The following is a 15187-nucleotide window of genomic DNA, read 5'->3' as shown; positions in this document are numbered from 1 at the left end:
GCGGCACGGGCGGTCGCCGGTGCGGTCGTAGTGGCGTGCGTCGCGCCAGTCCAGGGCGGCCACCCCGAGGCTGCTGCTGGTCAGTCCTGCTCGGGGGCGCCGTACTTGGCGTCCCACCGCTCGATCGCGTCCTGCTGGATGCGGTCGGCGCGGTTCTCCGGCCGCTTGGTGGACTTCCCGCGGCTTTCGGCGCGGACGCCGAGCAGGAACAGGCGGGCGGCGTCGCCGGGGTTGTCGGCGCCCATCTGGCGCGGGTCGAGGTAGGTGCGCTTGGCCATGCGGGTTCTCCCGGTTCAGGCGGCGGGGCGGGTGGCGGCGGTGAGCAGGTGGTGGGCGAGGCGGGGCGGGACGGCGTTGCCGATCTGCTGACCGATGTCCCGGCCGGTCCACGGGTGGTCGGTGGGGAAGGACTGGAGGGCGCCCGCTTCGGCCCAGGTGAACCGGTCCTCGGTGCCGTCGTCGGCGATCACCCGCACGCGGCTGACCTTGCCGGTGACGGTGGCGGACGGCTCGGCGCTGGTTCGCCGGCCGCGTGCCTTGGGGTCACCGCCGGTACCGTAGTTGGACACCACGGTGAAGGGGCCGCGTCCCGGGAGGACGTCAGCCATCGCGATCCACGGCAGCAGGTCCGGGCCCCCGGCGGCGCGGGGGGTGCCCTTGGCGTAGGGCCGGTGGGTGGGCGCCGGGAGGGCGGCCGGGCCGGTGCGGCGGGCGATGAGGACGGCCCGGCGGCGGGTCTGCGGGACGCCGTACTCCTCGGCCTTCAGGACCCCGACGGCGACGTCGTAGCCGTCGGTGCGCAGGATCTCGGCGTAGGTGATCCAGACGGGCAGGACGGCGGGGACCTGCTCCAGCACGATCGCATCGAACGGCCGGCCCCGGTCGAGGGCGTCCAGCGCCCACCGCAGGGGCTCCAGGACCAACCGGATCAGGTCGTCCTGCGGGCCGTGGCCGTACCGGGCGACGTGGTGGCGGGCGGCGAGCCGGTGGGCGAGGGTCACGATGTCGCCGAGGGCCCGGCGTCCGGCGCCGTTCCCGGCGGCGCTGAACGGCTGGCAGGGCGGCCCGCCGAGCAGAACGTTCGCGTCGGGGAAGTCGGCGGGGCCGTACCCGCGCACGTCGGCCGCGATGGTGGCCAGGCCGGCGGCGCGGCGGGTGGCGCACGCGTCCGGGTTCTTCTCGATCCCGGTGACGTGGACGCCGAGCGCGGCGGCGGGGAGGTCGAGTCCGCCGACGCCGGCGAACAGGTCCACCCCGCGCCACGGCCGGGTGCCGGTGGTGTCAGGCCGCACGTCGCACCCGCCCCTCGGGGAAAGCCAGGACGGTGGCCAGCCCAGCGGGCCGCTCGGTGGTCGGGGCGGGGGCGCCCTCGCCCCCGTCGGGCGGGGCGATGTCCTGCCGTGCGGCGCGTTCGGCGGCGGACTCCGCCAACACGAGCTGGACGGCGGCGGAGTCGGTGCGGGCGCCGCGCTGGGAGATGAGGGCGGCGGCGCCGAGTACGGCGCCGGGGGTCATCAGCAGGGCCACGGCGATGGCGTCGGTGGTGGTGCTCACGGGGTCCCTCCGGTTCGTGCGGCGGTGGCGAGCAGGTCCAGGACGGTCGTGCCGAGCAGGGCGGTGCGCTGCTCGATCGCGGTCCAGGAGTCGTGGTCGATGTGGAGCAGGGCGGCGATCGCGGCGGGGCCCTGGCCGTTGGCGGCGGCGGTCAGGGCCTCGCGCAGGTGGACGGCGGCGAGCGGCCGGATCACGGCGGGGGTGGTCATCCGGGGGCCGGTCAGTGGTTGCTGACGGCGGTGACGACGGCGGCGAGGAAGCCGTTGACGGGTCCGGCGAGGCCGGTGGAGGCGGCGGTGAGGCCGGACAGCCAGATGACGAGGGCGGTGCCGGTGCCGACGCGCTTGGTCCACACGAGCACGCCGGTGATGACGCCGGCGATCAGGGCGATGGACAGGGTGACGGTCATGAGCGCTCTCCCGAAGCTGGGCGGTGCGGGACATGGGGGCTAGTTGGTGCCGGCGGTCCAGGTGCGGTGGGCCACGTTGTAGAGGTGGCGGCCGAGACGGATGCGCTTGCCGACGCCCTTGCAGCGGCGACAGTGCTTGCCGCGCTTGGGCTTGCCGCGCCGGTCAGTGGTGAGCTGGAAGCCGAGCCCGTCGCAGCGCCGACAGTCGCCGAACGGCTGCGCGGCGCACAACGCTGCGTAGCAGAGTGCGGTGAGGGTGGCGGCGGCGAGCGCGGCGAGTATCAGGGGGGTCATGGGTGCCTCCGGGACGGTTTCCGGGGCTCTAGCAGGGCGTTCGCTAGGTGCTAGGCCCCTGTTCAGGGGATGTTTGGCTCGCTAGCGGGGTCGCTAGGTCTAGCGAGGGTGCTTGCTAGGCCTAGCGACCGTTTCGGGGCTGTCCGGGGCTATCCGGCGTCGCGGTTCTTGTCGCGCTCGGTGACGGCCTTGAGGATGTCGGCGCGTTCCACTCCGCGTCGGTTGGCGCCCTTGCCGCCCTCGGTGTTGCCCCACACCTGCCCGGTGGTGATGCCATAGGGCTTGAGCGCGGTGGCGATCTGGTCTGCCTTCGCGCGGCCCTCCAGCGCGCCCCACGGCCCGTACGCGTCGGGCCGCAGTTCGGCCAGACGCGCCACGACGGTCTCCGACCACAGCTTCGGCTCGTCCGGGCCGATGACGGCGAGGACGTCGGCGAGCAGGTCGTAGGCCGGGGCCGTCGCCGGGGCGGTGTCGGTGCCCCCGGCGGCGTGGCCGGTCAGCATCCCCGTCTGCTCGCGTGCCTCCCGGCCGCGCTGGGCGATGGTCTCGGCGGCGGGGGCGTCGACGAACACCGACCGGATGATCTGCGCGTCGGCGCCCTCGCCGCCGATGTAGTAGGCGATGCCCCGGTCGGAGCGGGTGAAGGTGGTGGCCCGCACGCCGTGCTTGTAGGAGCTGGTGCCGAGCACCATGTCGTTCTCCGTCTGGCCCATGACCTTCAGGCACAGCCGCAGGATCGCGTTGGCGGAGATGCCGGTGGGCAGGGACTTGGCGTCGGGGCGCTGGGTGGCGGCGAGGAACGTCATGCCGAGCGCCGGACCGCGCTTGACCAGGTCGGTGCCGATCTCCTCGAACTCCGCCCCGTACTTGGGGTGCTCGAACCAGACCTGGCACTCGTCGACGCCGATGACGACCGGGTGCAGCCGCAAGCTCTTGTTGTCCGCGAGCTTGCTGGTGACTTTCGACTCGGGGCAGATGTCCCGGGGCAGGGAGCGGATCACCTTGGCGCGGCGGCGCAGCTCGGCCCGCAGTTCCCGCATGTCGGCGAGCGCGTATTCGATGTCCTCGTCGTCGTCGCCGGCCCGGTGGCGGTGGGAGACCTTCTCGCCGACGGGGTCGAGGTCGCCGGTGCCCTTGAGGTCGTAGGTGTGGAGTTCGGCGCGGGGGTCGAGGGCGGCGATGAGCATGAGCAGGCGGAGCAGGAAGGTCTTGCCCATGCGCGGGACTGCACCGATGACGCCGGAGACGAACATCAGGGTCACGGTCACCCAGGCGCCGCGCTGGTCGGTGGCGAACGCGACCGGGTCGAACAGGTCTACCGTGCCCTTCTTCGAGAGCGGCCATGCGGGCTGCTTGGCGGTGGCCATGTCCTGGTCGCCGACCCACAGGACCATGCGGCCGGGGTGTTCGCCCGGTGCCTGCTCCGGCCATACGGTGCCGAGTGGGCGGCGCAGGCCGGAGGCGAGCTGACCGCGCTTGCCCATGACGTCGGCGACTTCGACGCCGTGGGGGAGTTCGACGTCGGCCCGCCAGCCGGGGCCGTCGCGCATGATCGGCGCGGGGAAGGTGATGCCGGAGCCCTTGGACTTGGCGGAGGTGATGCCGCCGATGCCCAGCGACTCCAGGGCCCGCACCACCATGTCCGAGGTGAGTTTGGGCGCCTTCGCCTTCACGACCGCCCGGCCGATCAGCGGTTCGTCCGCCGGCGCCCCGGCCACACCGAGCGCCAGGACCACGGCGGAAGCCAGCGCCAGCAGGGTCACGGTGCTGGTCAGCACCCACACCACCACAACCGCGGTAAGGCCGAATACCGAGCCAAGCAGGGCAATCAGGGACCGCAGACGCACCCGGTTGTCACGCTGGCGGGTGAGCTTCAAGTACAGCTCGGCGTCCTCCCGGCGGGCGGCCGCCGCCCGCAGCGGCTGACCCTCCGCGTCGGAGGTCCACCGGCCCAGGAACGTCAGGGCCCGTGCGGTGCCGCGCGGGGCCCGCCCGGCGAGGCGGGCGGCGTAGAGCGGGGACCGGACCGCGTGGTACGCGGCCGTGTGACCGATCTGCCCGGCAGTGTAGGCGAGTTGGGTCTTCAGCTCGGCCCGGGAGAGCAGCCAGGCCGGGAGGATCGGGCGCCGGGTGCCGACCGGCGGGACGGGCAACGGCCCGGCGGCGAGCTGGTCGACGTAGACCGGCGGCTCGTCGTCCCTGTCGACGTGGTCGTCGTCGACGGCGGTGGTGGTGCGGCGTTCGGCGCGGGCCTTGCCGAGGTCGACGATGTCGGCGCTGTCGGCCAGCTCGGCCTCGAAGCGGGCGAACAGGTCGTCCTCGGACCCGTCACCGGGGGTGTGGTGGTTCACTAGGGCTTCCTTCCTCACTGCGCTTGTGGTGCGGGGAAGAGCCCCGGGACGGCCGCGTGGCCGGCAAGCTGTCGGCCGTCCCGGGGTGGAGCGGGTTGCTAGCGACCGGTGGGCCGCAGCTCGTGCGCGTGGCACAGGGCGGGGCCGATCAGCCAGCCGATCCGGTTGACGGTCCACCGGCCGTTCGTGAGCGGCCCCGGGGGCACCTCGTCCACGATCCGGCCGGTCCGCCCGGCGGCCCGGGGGTCGTCCTCGCAGGACACGATCAGCACTTCGTCGCCGCTGTTGAACGTCATGACTCGCTCCTCTGATCAGGCGGAGGTGACACGGGCGGTGGTGCGCTCGACCACGGGCTTGTCCAGGTCGCGGTGGGTGAGCGTGACCCGGGTGCCGTCCTTGCGGAGCCGATCGGCGAGGGTCATGGCGACGGTGGCGGCGCGGTGGCGGCCGCCCGCGCAGCCGACCGCGATGGTCACCGGGGCGGTGCTCGGTCCGGCGTCGAGGGCGTCGACGAGCAGCGCGGCTCCCACGATCGCGGCGTGGATGCCGGCGGTGCCCATGACGGCCTGGCGCACGGGCAGGTCGTGGGCGGTCTGGTGGCGCAGGGCGGGGTCGACGTGCGGGTCGCGGAAGTGGTGGCGCAGGTCGAGCACGAGGGTGGCGTCCGGGGGCGGGGCGCCGTGCAGGTAGCCGAAGCTGATGACGTTGATGCTGGTCACGGACATGACTGGGTGGTCCCTTCGCTGGTGGAGCGAGAGAGGCTGAGGGGGAGGAGTCAGGCGGCGAGCGCGGTGGTGTCGGCGCAGGGCAGGCAGGTGCCGAGGTGCGCGGGGAGCACGTAGCCGGCGTCGCGGCCGCAGCCGGGGCAGGTCCGGCGGGCGGCGTTGGCCTTGGCGAGGGCGGCGGCCCGGCCGGGGGTCATCGGCCGGACGGGCTTGGCCAGGGCCAGCCGGTACAGGAACGCGGCCCGCACGCCGGTGGTGCGGCGGGAGCGTCAGAGAACCTGACCGGCGACGGGCTGTCCACCGGGGCGCAGGCCCCGGGCGCGCAGCTGTCGGCGGGTGAGCAGGCCGTCCGGGGCCATCCGCCACGGGTAGGTGGGGGTGCCGCCGTGCCGGCCGCCGGTGGGGTCCCAGAAGCGCGGGCGTCCCATGGCGCTACTCGTTCTCGTCGTCCGGGTCGGGCAGGTCGTAGAAGCCGACCAGCTCGATCGGGACGCCGTAGGCCGAGCCGACGACGACGAGCCAGGCCAGGGCGCCGTCCCGGCTCTGCTTGTGGTCGACGGCGGCCGGGTCCAGGAGCAGGGCGGCGCGCCACTGCTCGAAGTGGTCGAGGCCGTCGTGCAGTGCGATGCGCAGGCCCCACGCGATACCGGTGCCGGGGGCGCGCAGCTCCCGCAGGTCGACCTCCGGCGTGGGCAGGGTGGGGTGGGCGGCGAGGAGGGCCAGCAGGGCGCCGGCCGCGTTGATCTGCGGGGCGGCGATGGCGGTGGTGGTGCTCACGATGCCTGCTCCTCAGGGGAGTTGGTGGTACCGATGGTGGTGTCGTCCTCGGCGCCGGGGTGGTCGTCGGCGGCCGGGGCGGGGACGGCGTGCAGCGCGGGCCGCTCCGCCTCGGCCGTCGCCTTGTCGGCCTGCTCGGCGCGTTCGGCGGCGAGCGAGTCGCGCAGGAGTCGGGCGTTCGCGGCGGAGGTATGGACGGCGGCCCGGATCCGGTCGGCGGTCAGTTCGGCGTCCGGCCAGTCGGTGGTGGCCGACCGGGCCTCGGTGAGCAGTTCGTCCGCCGTGCGCTTGGGTCGGGTGGTGCGGGCCGCCGTCGGCACGCTCCCGGTCGCCCGACGCGGACGCGCCGTCGGTGTCCCGGTCGGCTTGCGGACCGGCCGGGCAGCAGCCGCCTCGGCGGGCTTCTCGGCCGGGGTGGTCACGGGTTCGGTCGGTGCCGGGGTGGGCTCGGGGTCGGCCGACTCGTAGAGCGGCCAGTCCGCGTCGCCCGTCCCGGATCCGGGCTGGTCAGACCCCGACCGGTTTGCGGTGGTCTGGTCGGTTTCTGCCGCTTTGGGCTTTGCGTGCAGGACCTTCGCCACGAGGTCTGACCCGAAGTAGATCGAGCCGACCGGAAGCGACGACGCGAGCAGGACCAGCGCCCAGTGGGCGGGCGCCCAGTCGGCCAGCCGGACCCGACCGCCGGAGTGCAGTCCGGGGGCCAGTCCGTGGACGTAGTTCAGGACCAGACTGGCGGCGGTGTACCCGGCCAGGACCCGCAGCGCGAACGCGCGGTCGCGACCGGTCAGCGCCAGCGCGACGACCAGCGCCAGCGCCATCAGTCCGTCGACCACGAGCGGGTAGACCAGGGCGGCGGTCGGGTCGGCCCCGATCGCGGTCGCGATGTCCTTCAGGGCGTTCCACGAGACGCGGAACGCCATCGTCGCCACGGCCAGCAGGCCGGTGACAAGCCACCACTTCCCCCAGTAGCTCATCGGGCACCTCCGGGCAGGCCGGCGGAGACCACGAGCTGGGCCGCTTCCCGGGTGACGCGGGCCGCCTCGGCCGCGACGGCGGCGGCGATCCTGGCCGCCTCGGCGGCGGCGGCCGCCCGGGCGGCGTCCTCTCGGACCTGGGCGCTCATGCCGCGACTCCCGAGCGGGACCGGCGGCCGGCAGAGCGGGGACGGTGCAGCGGGACCGGGGCGGACCGCAGCAGAGCGGCGGCGACCTCGGCCGACTCCGGGTCCGTCTCCCACAACTCCGCCAGCACCTCACGGGCGACGTCGGTGCGGGCCTCGCGCTCGGACGGGCTCTCACCGGCCACGCCGCCGAACAGCGCGTCGAACGGCGCGTTGTCGACGCCGAGCGCCAGCTCAGCGAACTCACGGGCCGAAGCGGCCCGTTGACCTGCAACAATCGACTTCACGGGTTCACCTCTTGGTAGATGGGGTGTGGACCCGAGGGCCGCCGCGCGCCCGGCCAAGGAATGCGCGGCGGCCCGTTCACTGGGTCCAGCCACTCGTCACATCACGAGCAGCCATGACCCCCGATCCGCCCGGCGAGCGGTGGATCGGGGACCAAAGACACTCGTTGTTGATCTGTTGCGTCTTTCGGGAGCGTGCTCCCGCTTTAGGCAGACGCGGATCTTTCGATCACTGCCCTCCGGACTGACAAGGCGCCGGGAACCATGGCCCCGTGAGGCCGCTTCGCCCTGGGACCGGCGGTAGCCGTCCATTGATGGGCGCGTTCGTACGCGTTTGCGCAGGTCAAGCACGCCTCAGGGGTTATGTTGAGGTCTTGTCCTCAACTCCTCTTGAGGAGCTGAGATGACTATGACGGATGCTCAGGTAGTCGTCAACTCCTCTTGAGGACTTATGCTGGGTGAGTCTCGCAACCAAGGACGGTGGAGCCACCATGGCGAAGGTGTACGAGCGGATCGCAGACTCTCTGCGGGAGAAGATTCGCGCAGGTCAGCTCAAGCCTGGGGACAGGCTGCCGGCTGAGACAGCTCTCGCGGGGGAGTACGACACCAGCGTTCCGACCATCAGGCAGGCCACCGGTGTTTTGGTGGCCGAGGGGCTGGTCGAGAAGCAGCACGGTCGAGGCACGTTCGTGCGAAAGCAGCCCACCAGGGTCGTCCGGGACAACGCGCGCCACCAGTGGGAGAAGGACCGGGCGCGCCAGCCCGAGGTTGAGCGATTGAAGACGGGCGCCACCGAGCGCGATACCGGCCTCACGGTCAACGATCTGATCTTCGAAGCGAACTACAAGCAGGTGCCCGCGTCGGCGGAGCTTGCTGAGGTGTTCGGCATCGCCGAGGGCGCGATGCTGCTCGAACGGACGTACCGGACCAGGTACCAGGAGGAGCGCACGCCCCTCAACCGCTCGCAGTCGTACTTGGTGCTGGACATGATCTCCGGGAATCCCGATCTCCTGCGGGACGATCAGGAGCCGTGGCCCGGCGGGACGCAGAACCAGCTCTGGACTGTAGGGATCGAGCTGGATCGGGTAGTGGAGACGTTCCAGGCCCGGCCTCCCACGCCGGAGGAGGCTGAGGAGCTGGGTCTGCCGGCGGGTGTGTCCGTGCTCATCCTGCGCAAGGTCGGCATCGACACGACCGATCGGGTAGTGGAAGTGGCCGATGTCGTGCTGCCAGGCGACCGGACAGAACTGACCTTTACGACCAAGCTGACAAGGTGGTGAGCATGACCCACGTCATCTCCGTCATCACGGCGGTTCACGGACCGTCCGCGTCCTACCTGCCGGACGCCTACAAGTCGTTGCTGGCCCAGGACCTACCGGAAGGCTGGGACTGGCAGTGGGTCATTCAGGAGGACGGCGAGACGGACACCGTCACGCCGCACGTTCCCGATGACCCGCGCATCAGTTTCGGTCAGGGGCGCCACGGCCGCGCCGGCGTCGCACGCACCCTCGCCCTGTCCAGGGCGAGAGGCCAGTTCATCAAGGTGCTCGACGCCGACGACATGCTGACGCCGGGCACGCTCGCTCGTGACCTGGCTGCCCTCCAGCGGCCGGGGATCTGCTGGGCGACCTCGCGGGTGCTGGACCTCTTGCCAGATGGTTCGACGGTTGGCTTCGACCAGGACCCGCCCGAGGGCCCCATTGAGCGCGGGGCGGTCCTTGAGCACTGGACAGCTCACGACTTCCGGGCACAGGTTCATCCGGCGACGCTCTGTGCTCGCCGTGACCTCGTGCTCGCCCTCGGCGGCTGGATGGCCCTGCCGGCCTCGGAGGACACCGGGCTGTTGATGGCGCTCGACGCGGTAAGCCGCGGCTGGTTCTCGGCGGAGACTGGCCTCCTCTATCGCAAGTGGCCTGGGCAGAGCACCAGCCAGGCCGCGCATGTCCAGGAAGGCGAGCGGTCGGCGCGGATGGCCGTGGTCGAGGCACGGGCACGGGCGCTTGCCGCGCTTGGCGGGTGGCGCGTGGAAGCCTAAGGCGGAACGCAAAACGGCCCGAGGCGGGCAGCTCTCGCTGCCGCCCCCGGGCCGTTTCTTCCTACTCTCCTGCTCTGCTGCCAGGCAGCAGGAGGCCCCGGGCCGAGTGCTGCTCGCCCTCGAAGCTTCCGCTCACTCCGAGGTCTGCCCGCGCGTACTGGTGGAACTGGTTGATGGCGGCAAAGGCCGCACTGTTCAGCATCCGCCAGTCCTCCAACGTGCCGTCCACGACCCCCCGGGCCTGCCAGCCGATCGCGGCCGTTGCCTCCTGCACGGCGTGGGCTGCGTCGACCACGGTGTCCCCAGCTAGGAGCATCACGCGCTCGAAAGCAATCGCCTGGGCGGCGTTGGCCTCGGTGAGGTCCATGGACAGGTCATGCTCGCTGCGTGGCATCGTCCGAATGCTCGCGCGGACCTCATAGAGCAGCACGTTGGCGTGGATCACAGCACGAACCTGGCCGATGTACTCGGCGTAGGCGTCGAGCTTCTTCTCATCCCACCGGACGCGCCGGGTCTCTCGCCGCTTGCTCCGTTCTACGAGCTGATTCGTAGCGTACGTCGTCAGCGAGCCCAGCAACACGGCGGCGATCGTGACCAACTGAGTGATGGTGTCCACTCGTCCCCTGTCTTTCCACCTGGCGGATCGGCCAGATCAGGGAAGATCATAGGGGCGGCGCCGAGGGCAGCGGAGCGCACTTCCGCGCCAAGTTCGGCGCCGGTCAGGGCGCCGTAATGCAATATCCTGCTCGACTTCGACGGCCCGATGTGCTCGGTCTTCGCAGATTTCCCGCCTCGGAGGTCGCGCGGCAACTTCGTGAGGGCCTGCTCGCCTCTGTTGAGCAGGCTCCGGCTGGGTCCGGGATGAGAGCGGTCCTCTTGCCATTATCCGGCTGGTCTCGGACGCTTGGCCCGACCTCAGGGAGAGCATGGACGCCGCGCTGGCCGCCCTAGAGATTAAAGCCGTGTAGGTTGACCGGCCAACCCTCGGCGGAGAATTGGCTTTCCCCTCAGAGCACGGCTGGCGGGTACGTGGCGGGCGTCTTGGAGACGCACCCCGGGCGACCCCTCCTCCAATCGACAACTGTGCTCCAACAGCCGGGAATCTGCTGGACGACATCGCGAGTACTTGATCTTCTCCCGGACGGCTCGACTGTGGGGTTTGACCAGTCCGCGATGGTCGCAACTTCCACGGCTTCACTCTCGTCTTCGTTCTCAGTGGGCGGGGCCAGGAGATTCAGACTGATTCAGCGGGAGGCGAAAGGCCGTCCTCCGCGCCCGCGCCATCACTGCTCGTTCGGAGACCCGCACGCTAGGATAGAGCGCCCGATACCAGGACATGAACTGAATGCAGTGGTTAGCGCCCTCGCCGGTAATTGCTACTACTTCCTCGCCGTCCGATCTCCCAAACCGGATAATCATGGGCCAAGGCACTCTGTCCAGGCTTTCTTTCATGATCCCGAGCTTGCTGATAGGTACAGGTTCATCCGCGTCCACGAGCTGGGCCAGTGCTGACCATGCGTCCGAGTGGAGCCATTCTCGAACGAAGCGTACGACCTTGGCCGGAAGCACCTTGATCGCTCGGCCATACCTGCGCTGGGCAAAATCGAGAGTGCTCTCTGCCCTCAAGCGCTCGCCCTCATCCGTCTCGAATCTCGCACTCAGCTCGTAACGCGCAATGCGAAGCAGCTGCGTCCGCTCCTCCTCAAGCACACAGGTCACCAGCCTTGAGATGCTCCCTGCAGACCTGTTGAGTAGATTGGCGAGCAAAAGTACGTCGCGGTGCCCGGCTGGTGGTCCAATCCATGACCCCTCGGCCTGGACGAACTCTTCTCGCAGCCTCGCCAACGCAGTTGTCACCACATCAATTTGATCGCGGGCAGCCGGCGTTTTTGCAACCACTATCTGCACGTGTGAGACGGGGATCCGCAAAAACGCCGCGATCTCATGGGGGAGCTCGGGCCGCCTGACTGGGGGTATCCCACTGGTCTCAAATCTCCGATAAGCCTTTGCAGAGATATTGAGCGCCGCACAGATATCACTGCTCCTGTACCCGTACGCCCGTCTCAACTCGGCAAGGCTGCCAAAGTCAACCTTCTTGTGACTTAGGGTCACCGGATGCACACCCAGAGCGCTGGCGAGGGCACGCACGCGCTGCGGCTCAGGAACCCGCTGTCCCAGCTCATAGGCCAGGATCTGAGCCTTCGTCGCACCCACGGCGGAGGCCAGCTCCTCCGCCGTCATCGGAGACCGCCTCTTGCGTCGAGTGCTAGGTGGCCCCGGGCTGGTCCGAGCCAGCCGCAGCGCTTCGCCGTCAAAATCCGCCATCCCCCTGGCCATCGGACCTCCCTCAGCAGCTTCATTGACCAAGTTCACAGGGTACCGTTTAGGGGTCGCGAACCGTTGGTCCTATCGGTTAGTCCTAGGCATGAACAGGGTCATCACCAGCGGCAGTGCGCCGCTTAGGGGCACTTTCGGTGGCCCTGAAACCGGGAAATGAGGGACGTTGGAGTCCGTCGGGGAGCACTCTGGACCTGACGAACTGACAGGCAGCACGAAGAGGCCCTGCACCCCAGGACCGCGAATCCTTGGCGGGGCACAGGGCCTGCGAGGAGCTAGCGCTCCGAAGGTGGCGAGTCCTACCTGCGTCAACAGGTGGGACCGCCGCCGCTGTCACTCAACAAGATCGCCACGATCTGCAGAATTGCAGTCTGGACGGTCTGTTGAGCCAACCAGTCGGCGGTCCGCCATGCAGCCCTCCGGATGGCCTCCCGTCGGGAGTCGCTCATCCCACATCACCTCCCCCCTCGGGCCTGGTAGACCCGCGCGGAACCGACCTAGGTCGCCCTAGGGGGGTGTGACACGAACAGCGTACCCGGTCCCGGGCGCCCTCGTGGGGCACCCGAGAGCACGTGAGATACCAACACGGACCATCTATTGGGAACTTTTGACGTCGTGTTGGCTGATCTGGGCAAATGAGGACGGACGCCATGTCAGTCCCCGTGAAGGCGTACCCCAGGGCGTACGTCAGCACTGCTGCGCTGGGCGGAGCAGTGCCGCCCTGTGGGACTTCCGAGGCAACCGGGCTGTCCTGGCGGTTGCCGGCGCCTGTACGGCAAGTGGCTGGGGCAGCGCGCGGCGCCAGCGCTCATGTCTATGAGAGCGACAGGCCTGCGCGGATAGCGGGCATACAGGTGCATGAGTGCCGCCCCCGTGCCACAGCCGTGCCAGGACGGGCGGGGAACCACGGGGAATCGCGGGCAACGGCGGTCAGGGCTCGGGGTTGAGGCCCAGCGCCGCTTCGATGCAGGTCAGGGCGCCTAACTGACAACTGGGCTCCTAAAGCCGGTGTCGCAGGTTCGAATCCTGCCTGGGGCACAGCGCGCTACGCAGTGAAGGCCCAGGTCCGGGGATTCCCCCGGACCTGGGCCTTCGTCGTTCCCGACCGCCGTCCCGCCCGTGTCCCGCTTGTGCCGCGTCCGTGCCGCGCGTCCGTGCCGCGCGTCCGTGCCGCGTTCAAGGCCGTGGGGCCGCGTGCCCGGCGGGCCCGGGGTGGGCGCGAGGACCGGCGCCCCGGGGTGGCGGAGTCGGCCGGGCGCGTTCGGGGCCGCCGGCGTGTGACGGGCCGTCGGGGGCGGGTTCAGCCGAGGCCGAGGGTGTGCCGGTCGCGCGGGGTGGTGCGGGGCTGGGAGGCGAGGTCGGCGAGGAGGCTCTCGGCCTCCCGGGTGGTGCGCAGGACCTCCGGGTCGAGGTCGGCGACGACCAGCTCGCGGCGGTCCGGGCCGGCCTCGGCGAGGAGGCGGCCGTCGGGGGACCAGACGGCGCTGGCGCCGCAGGTGTTCCAGCCGCCGGTGGTGCCGATGTGGTTGGCCAGCACCGTGTAGAGGGTGTTGTCGAGCGCGCGGGCCGGGAACCAGGTCCGGGACTCGTGGTGGCCGTGGCCCACGCTGAACAGCGCGCCGACCAGGTAGGCGTGGCAGCCGTCGAGGGCGGCGGCGCGGGCGTGTTCGGGGAAGCCGGAGTCGTAGCAGATGCCCAGGCCGAGCCGCCACCCGTCGAGTTGGAGGGTGCAGCCCGTCGTCCCGGGGCGGTAGGTGTCCCGTTCCGTCTTGAAGAGGTACTGCTTGTCGTACCGGGCGGTGAGCGCACCGTCGGGGCCGAAGACCAGGGCGGAGATGCGCAGTTCGCCGTCGGCGTCCCGGACGGCCGCGCCGACCACGGCGGCCGTGTCGGTCTCCCGGCAGGCGTCGGCGATCGGTGCGAGCCGGGGATCGCCGGGCTGGACGCTGTACTTGAGGGGGTCGGTCCGGATCAGCTCGGGCTCGTAGCCGGACAGGAACTTCTCGGCGAAGAGCACCAGGCGGACGCCGTCCGAGGCGGCCTCGCGGATCAGGTCGGCGACGGTCGCGACGTTGGCGGGGAGGTCGCCCGCCACCGCCTGGGCCTGCGCGGCGGCGATCCGTAGCGGCCGGTCGGGGAAGTCGGGGGCGGGAGCGGGCCGGTCTGGCGTCGAGGGAAGCGGCATGAAGGCCAGGCTAGGCGGGCCCGGCGGACCGGCCCGAGGCCGGGGACCCGCGCTAGGGCTTGACCGCGCCGTCCGGTCGGTCGCCGGCCCGCTCGGCGGCCTCCTCGAAGGCCGGATCAAAAGCCGGGTCGAAGGCCGGGTCGTAGGGCGCGGGGGCGGTCTGGGAAACGAGGACGCGCTGGACCCTCGGCCTGGTCCGCCAGTTGACCCGCCGGACGTCCCGGGCCAGCGCGCCGGGCCGGCAGAGCTCGACGGCCACGGTGACCGCGCCCAGGACGATCCCGGCGGCCAGCCAGCCGCCCAGCACGTCGCTCGGCCAGTGGACGGCGAGGGCGACCCTCGTCCAGCCGATCGTCAGCACGGTCAGCGCGGCGATCGAACAGGCGGTGATCCGCCCGCCGCGCGAGGACCGGTGCCAGACCAGCCCGACCAGGACGGCGCAGGTGATCACGGAGGCCATCGCATGCCCGGACGGGAGGGCCGGGCCGCCGGCGTGGGCGACCGGGTCGGGGAAGTGCGGCCGCAGGCGGTCGAGGCAGAGCTTCAGGACCCACAGGAAGCCCCAGCCGACCAGCGCCTGGGCCGCGGCCCAGCAGGCCAGCACCCGGGCCCCGATCAGCCAGAGCCAGAGCGTGGCGGCGCCGAGCAGCGTGCGCATGGTGATCGTGCCGCCGATGTCGGTGAGCATCTGCACCGAGGCGACCCAGACTCTTCGGCCCTGGGCGTAGCGGTGCATGTCGTCCACCCAGCCCTGGTCCAGGCGGGCGAGGGGGGACCAGCCGGTCTGCACCAGGGTGGCCAGGACCGCGAACAGCGCGGTACAGCCCGCCGCGAGCGCCACGTGCCGGAGCAGGTGGCGATTACGCGGGGTGAGGAGAAGCGAGCTGTTGGTCAGGTGCATGGCTGACACCTTCCCAGTGCGTTGTGCTGATCGGACGCCTGCGCGATAGCGATTTGGCATCTTTTGTGCGGAGGATCTGCGTGCGCCGGGGAGCGGGCGCGGGGCGGCTCCGGGGTGCGGAACCGGTGGCAGCGGCGGCTCCGGCGGAGCCGGGCGGGAACGCGCGCGGCTGCCCGCGGGTTCTCCGGAGTGAAGGGCCCGCAAAGGAGTGCGTC

The 15187-nt window shown here is 71.1% G+C and carries 19 protein-coding genes and 1 pseudogene; 2 read left to right on the top strand and 18 right to left on the bottom strand.

The window, feature by feature from the left end; translation table 11 throughout:
- Positions 1–80: 80 nt before the first annotated feature.
- The 14 genes and pseudogenes from ABZ497_RS06315 to ABZ497_RS06250 form a co-directional block, all read right to left on the bottom strand.
- Positions 81–278, bottom strand: a complete 198-nt coding sequence (locus ABZ497_RS06315) for a hypothetical protein (RefSeq protein ID WP_359803751.1) — start codon at positions 276–278, stop codon at positions 81–83.
- 15 nt (positions 279–293) lie between these two features.
- Entirely contained in the window at positions 294–1292 is a 999-nt protein-coding gene (locus ABZ497_RS06310; RefSeq protein WP_359803750.1) for a DNA cytosine methyltransferase, read from the bottom strand.
- Positions 1282–1554 (bottom strand): hypothetical protein, encoded by a 273-nt coding sequence (locus ABZ497_RS06305; RefSeq protein WP_359803749.1) that lies wholly within the window; start codon positions 1552–1554, stop codon positions 1282–1284. Before ABZ497_RS06305 ends, ABZ497_RS06310 begins: the two co-directional genes overlap by 11 nt.
- Positions 1551–1763: a hypothetical protein gene (locus ABZ497_RS06300; protein ID WP_359803748.1), complete on the bottom strand. Its 213-nt coding sequence runs from the start codon at positions 1761–1763 to the stop codon at positions 1551–1553. The genes ABZ497_RS06305 and ABZ497_RS06300 overlap by 4 nt, the downstream gene beginning before the upstream one ends.
- Positions 1764–1774: 11 nt before the next feature.
- The gene (locus ABZ497_RS06295; RefSeq protein ID WP_359803747.1) at positions 1775–1963 is read right to left on the bottom strand and encodes a hypothetical protein; all 189 of its coding nucleotides are present in this window, start codon (positions 1961–1963) and stop codon (positions 1775–1777) included.
- Between the two features lie 39 nt (positions 1964–2002).
- A complete protein-coding gene (locus ABZ497_RS06290) occupies positions 2003–2257 on the bottom strand; it encodes a hypothetical protein (protein WP_359803746.1) in 255 nt (84 codons plus the stop codon).
- A gap of 149 nt (positions 2258–2406) precedes the next feature.
- Positions 2407–4608, bottom strand: coding sequence for a cell division protein FtsK (locus ABZ497_RS06285; protein ID WP_359803745.1), 2202 nt, complete (start codon positions 4606–4608; stop codon positions 2407–2409).
- Positions 4609–4706: 98 nt separating this feature from the next.
- Positions 4707–4904: a hypothetical protein gene (locus ABZ497_RS06280; RefSeq protein WP_359803744.1), complete on the bottom strand. Its 198-nt coding sequence runs from the start codon at positions 4902–4904 to the stop codon at positions 4707–4709.
- A gap of 15 nt (positions 4905–4919) precedes the next feature.
- Positions 4920–5333 (bottom strand): RNase adapter RapZ, encoded by a 414-nt coding sequence (locus tag ABZ497_RS06275; protein WP_359803743.1) that lies wholly within the window; start codon positions 5331–5333, stop codon positions 4920–4922.
- Positions 5334–5383: 50 nt separating this feature from the next.
- Positions 5384–5761: pseudogene (locus ABZ497_RS06270) on the bottom strand (RRQRL motif-containing zinc-binding protein).
- Positions 5762–5765: 4 nt separating this feature from the next.
- Entirely contained in the window at positions 5766–6110 is a 345-nt protein-coding gene (locus tag ABZ497_RS06265; RefSeq protein ID WP_359803742.1) for a hypothetical protein, read from the bottom strand.
- Positions 6107–7084, bottom strand: a complete 978-nt coding sequence (locus ABZ497_RS06260; RefSeq protein ID WP_359803741.1) for a DUF2637 domain-containing protein — start codon at positions 7082–7084, stop codon at positions 6107–6109. Before ABZ497_RS06260 ends, ABZ497_RS06265 begins: the two co-directional genes overlap by 4 nt.
- The gene (locus ABZ497_RS06255; RefSeq protein WP_359803740.1) at positions 7081–7233 is read right to left on the bottom strand and encodes a hypothetical protein; all 153 of its coding nucleotides are present in this window, start codon (positions 7231–7233) and stop codon (positions 7081–7083) included. The genes ABZ497_RS06260 and ABZ497_RS06255 overlap by 4 nt, the downstream gene beginning before the upstream one ends.
- Positions 7230–7517 (bottom strand): hypothetical protein, encoded by a 288-nt coding sequence (locus tag ABZ497_RS06250; RefSeq protein WP_359803739.1) that lies wholly within the window; start codon positions 7515–7517, stop codon positions 7230–7232. Before ABZ497_RS06250 ends, ABZ497_RS06255 begins: the two co-directional genes overlap by 4 nt.
- A 488-nt stretch (positions 7518–8005) precedes the next feature.
- Between ABZ497_RS06250 and ABZ497_RS06245 the strand changes: the two genes are divergently transcribed.
- Both ABZ497_RS06245 and ABZ497_RS06240 read left to right on the top strand, forming a co-directional pair.
- Entirely contained in the window at positions 8006–8794 is a 789-nt protein-coding gene (locus ABZ497_RS06245; protein WP_359803738.1) for a GntR family transcriptional regulator, read from the top strand.
- A 2-nt stretch (positions 8795–8796) separates the two neighbouring features.
- Positions 8797–9549: a glycosyltransferase family A protein gene (locus ABZ497_RS06240; protein ID WP_359803737.1), complete on the top strand. Its 753-nt coding sequence runs from the start codon at positions 8797–8799 to the stop codon at positions 9547–9549.
- A gap of 61 nt (positions 9550–9610) precedes the next feature.
- Here the strand turns inward: ABZ497_RS06240 and ABZ497_RS06235 are convergent, their stop codons facing one another.
- The 4 genes from ABZ497_RS06235 to ABZ497_RS06220 all read right to left on the bottom strand — a co-directional run bounded on the left by ABZ497_RS06235 (position 9611) and on the right by ABZ497_RS06220 (position 14972).
- A complete protein-coding gene (locus tag ABZ497_RS06235) occupies positions 9611–10165 on the bottom strand; it encodes a hypothetical protein (protein WP_359803736.1) in 555 nt (184 codons plus the stop codon).
- A 596-nt stretch (positions 10166–10761) separates the two neighbouring features.
- On the bottom strand, positions 10762–11874 hold the full coding sequence (locus ABZ497_RS06230) for a helix-turn-helix transcriptional regulator (protein ID WP_359803860.1): 1113 nt from the start codon (positions 11872–11874) through the stop codon (positions 10762–10764).
- A gap of 1312 nt (positions 11875–13186) precedes the next feature.
- Positions 13187–14071 (bottom strand): carbon-nitrogen hydrolase family protein, encoded by an 885-nt coding sequence (locus ABZ497_RS06225; protein WP_359803735.1) that lies wholly within the window; start codon positions 14069–14071, stop codon positions 13187–13189.
- Between the two features lie 52 nt (positions 14072–14123).
- Positions 14124–14972, bottom strand: coding sequence for a phosphatase PAP2 family protein (locus ABZ497_RS06220; protein WP_359803734.1), 849 nt, complete (start codon positions 14970–14972; stop codon positions 14124–14126).
- Between the last annotated feature and the right edge of the window lie 215 nt (positions 14973–15187).

Origin of the sequence: Kitasatospora sp. NPDC005751 (genome assembly GCF_040630835.1) — a bacterium.
In the GTDB taxonomy this organism is placed as follows: Bacteria; Actinomycetota; Actinomycetes; order Streptomycetales; family Streptomycetaceae; genus Kitasatospora.
The sequence above is the reverse complement of the archived record's forward strand: the minus strand, read 5'-3'. Positions and strand labels throughout refer to the sequence as shown.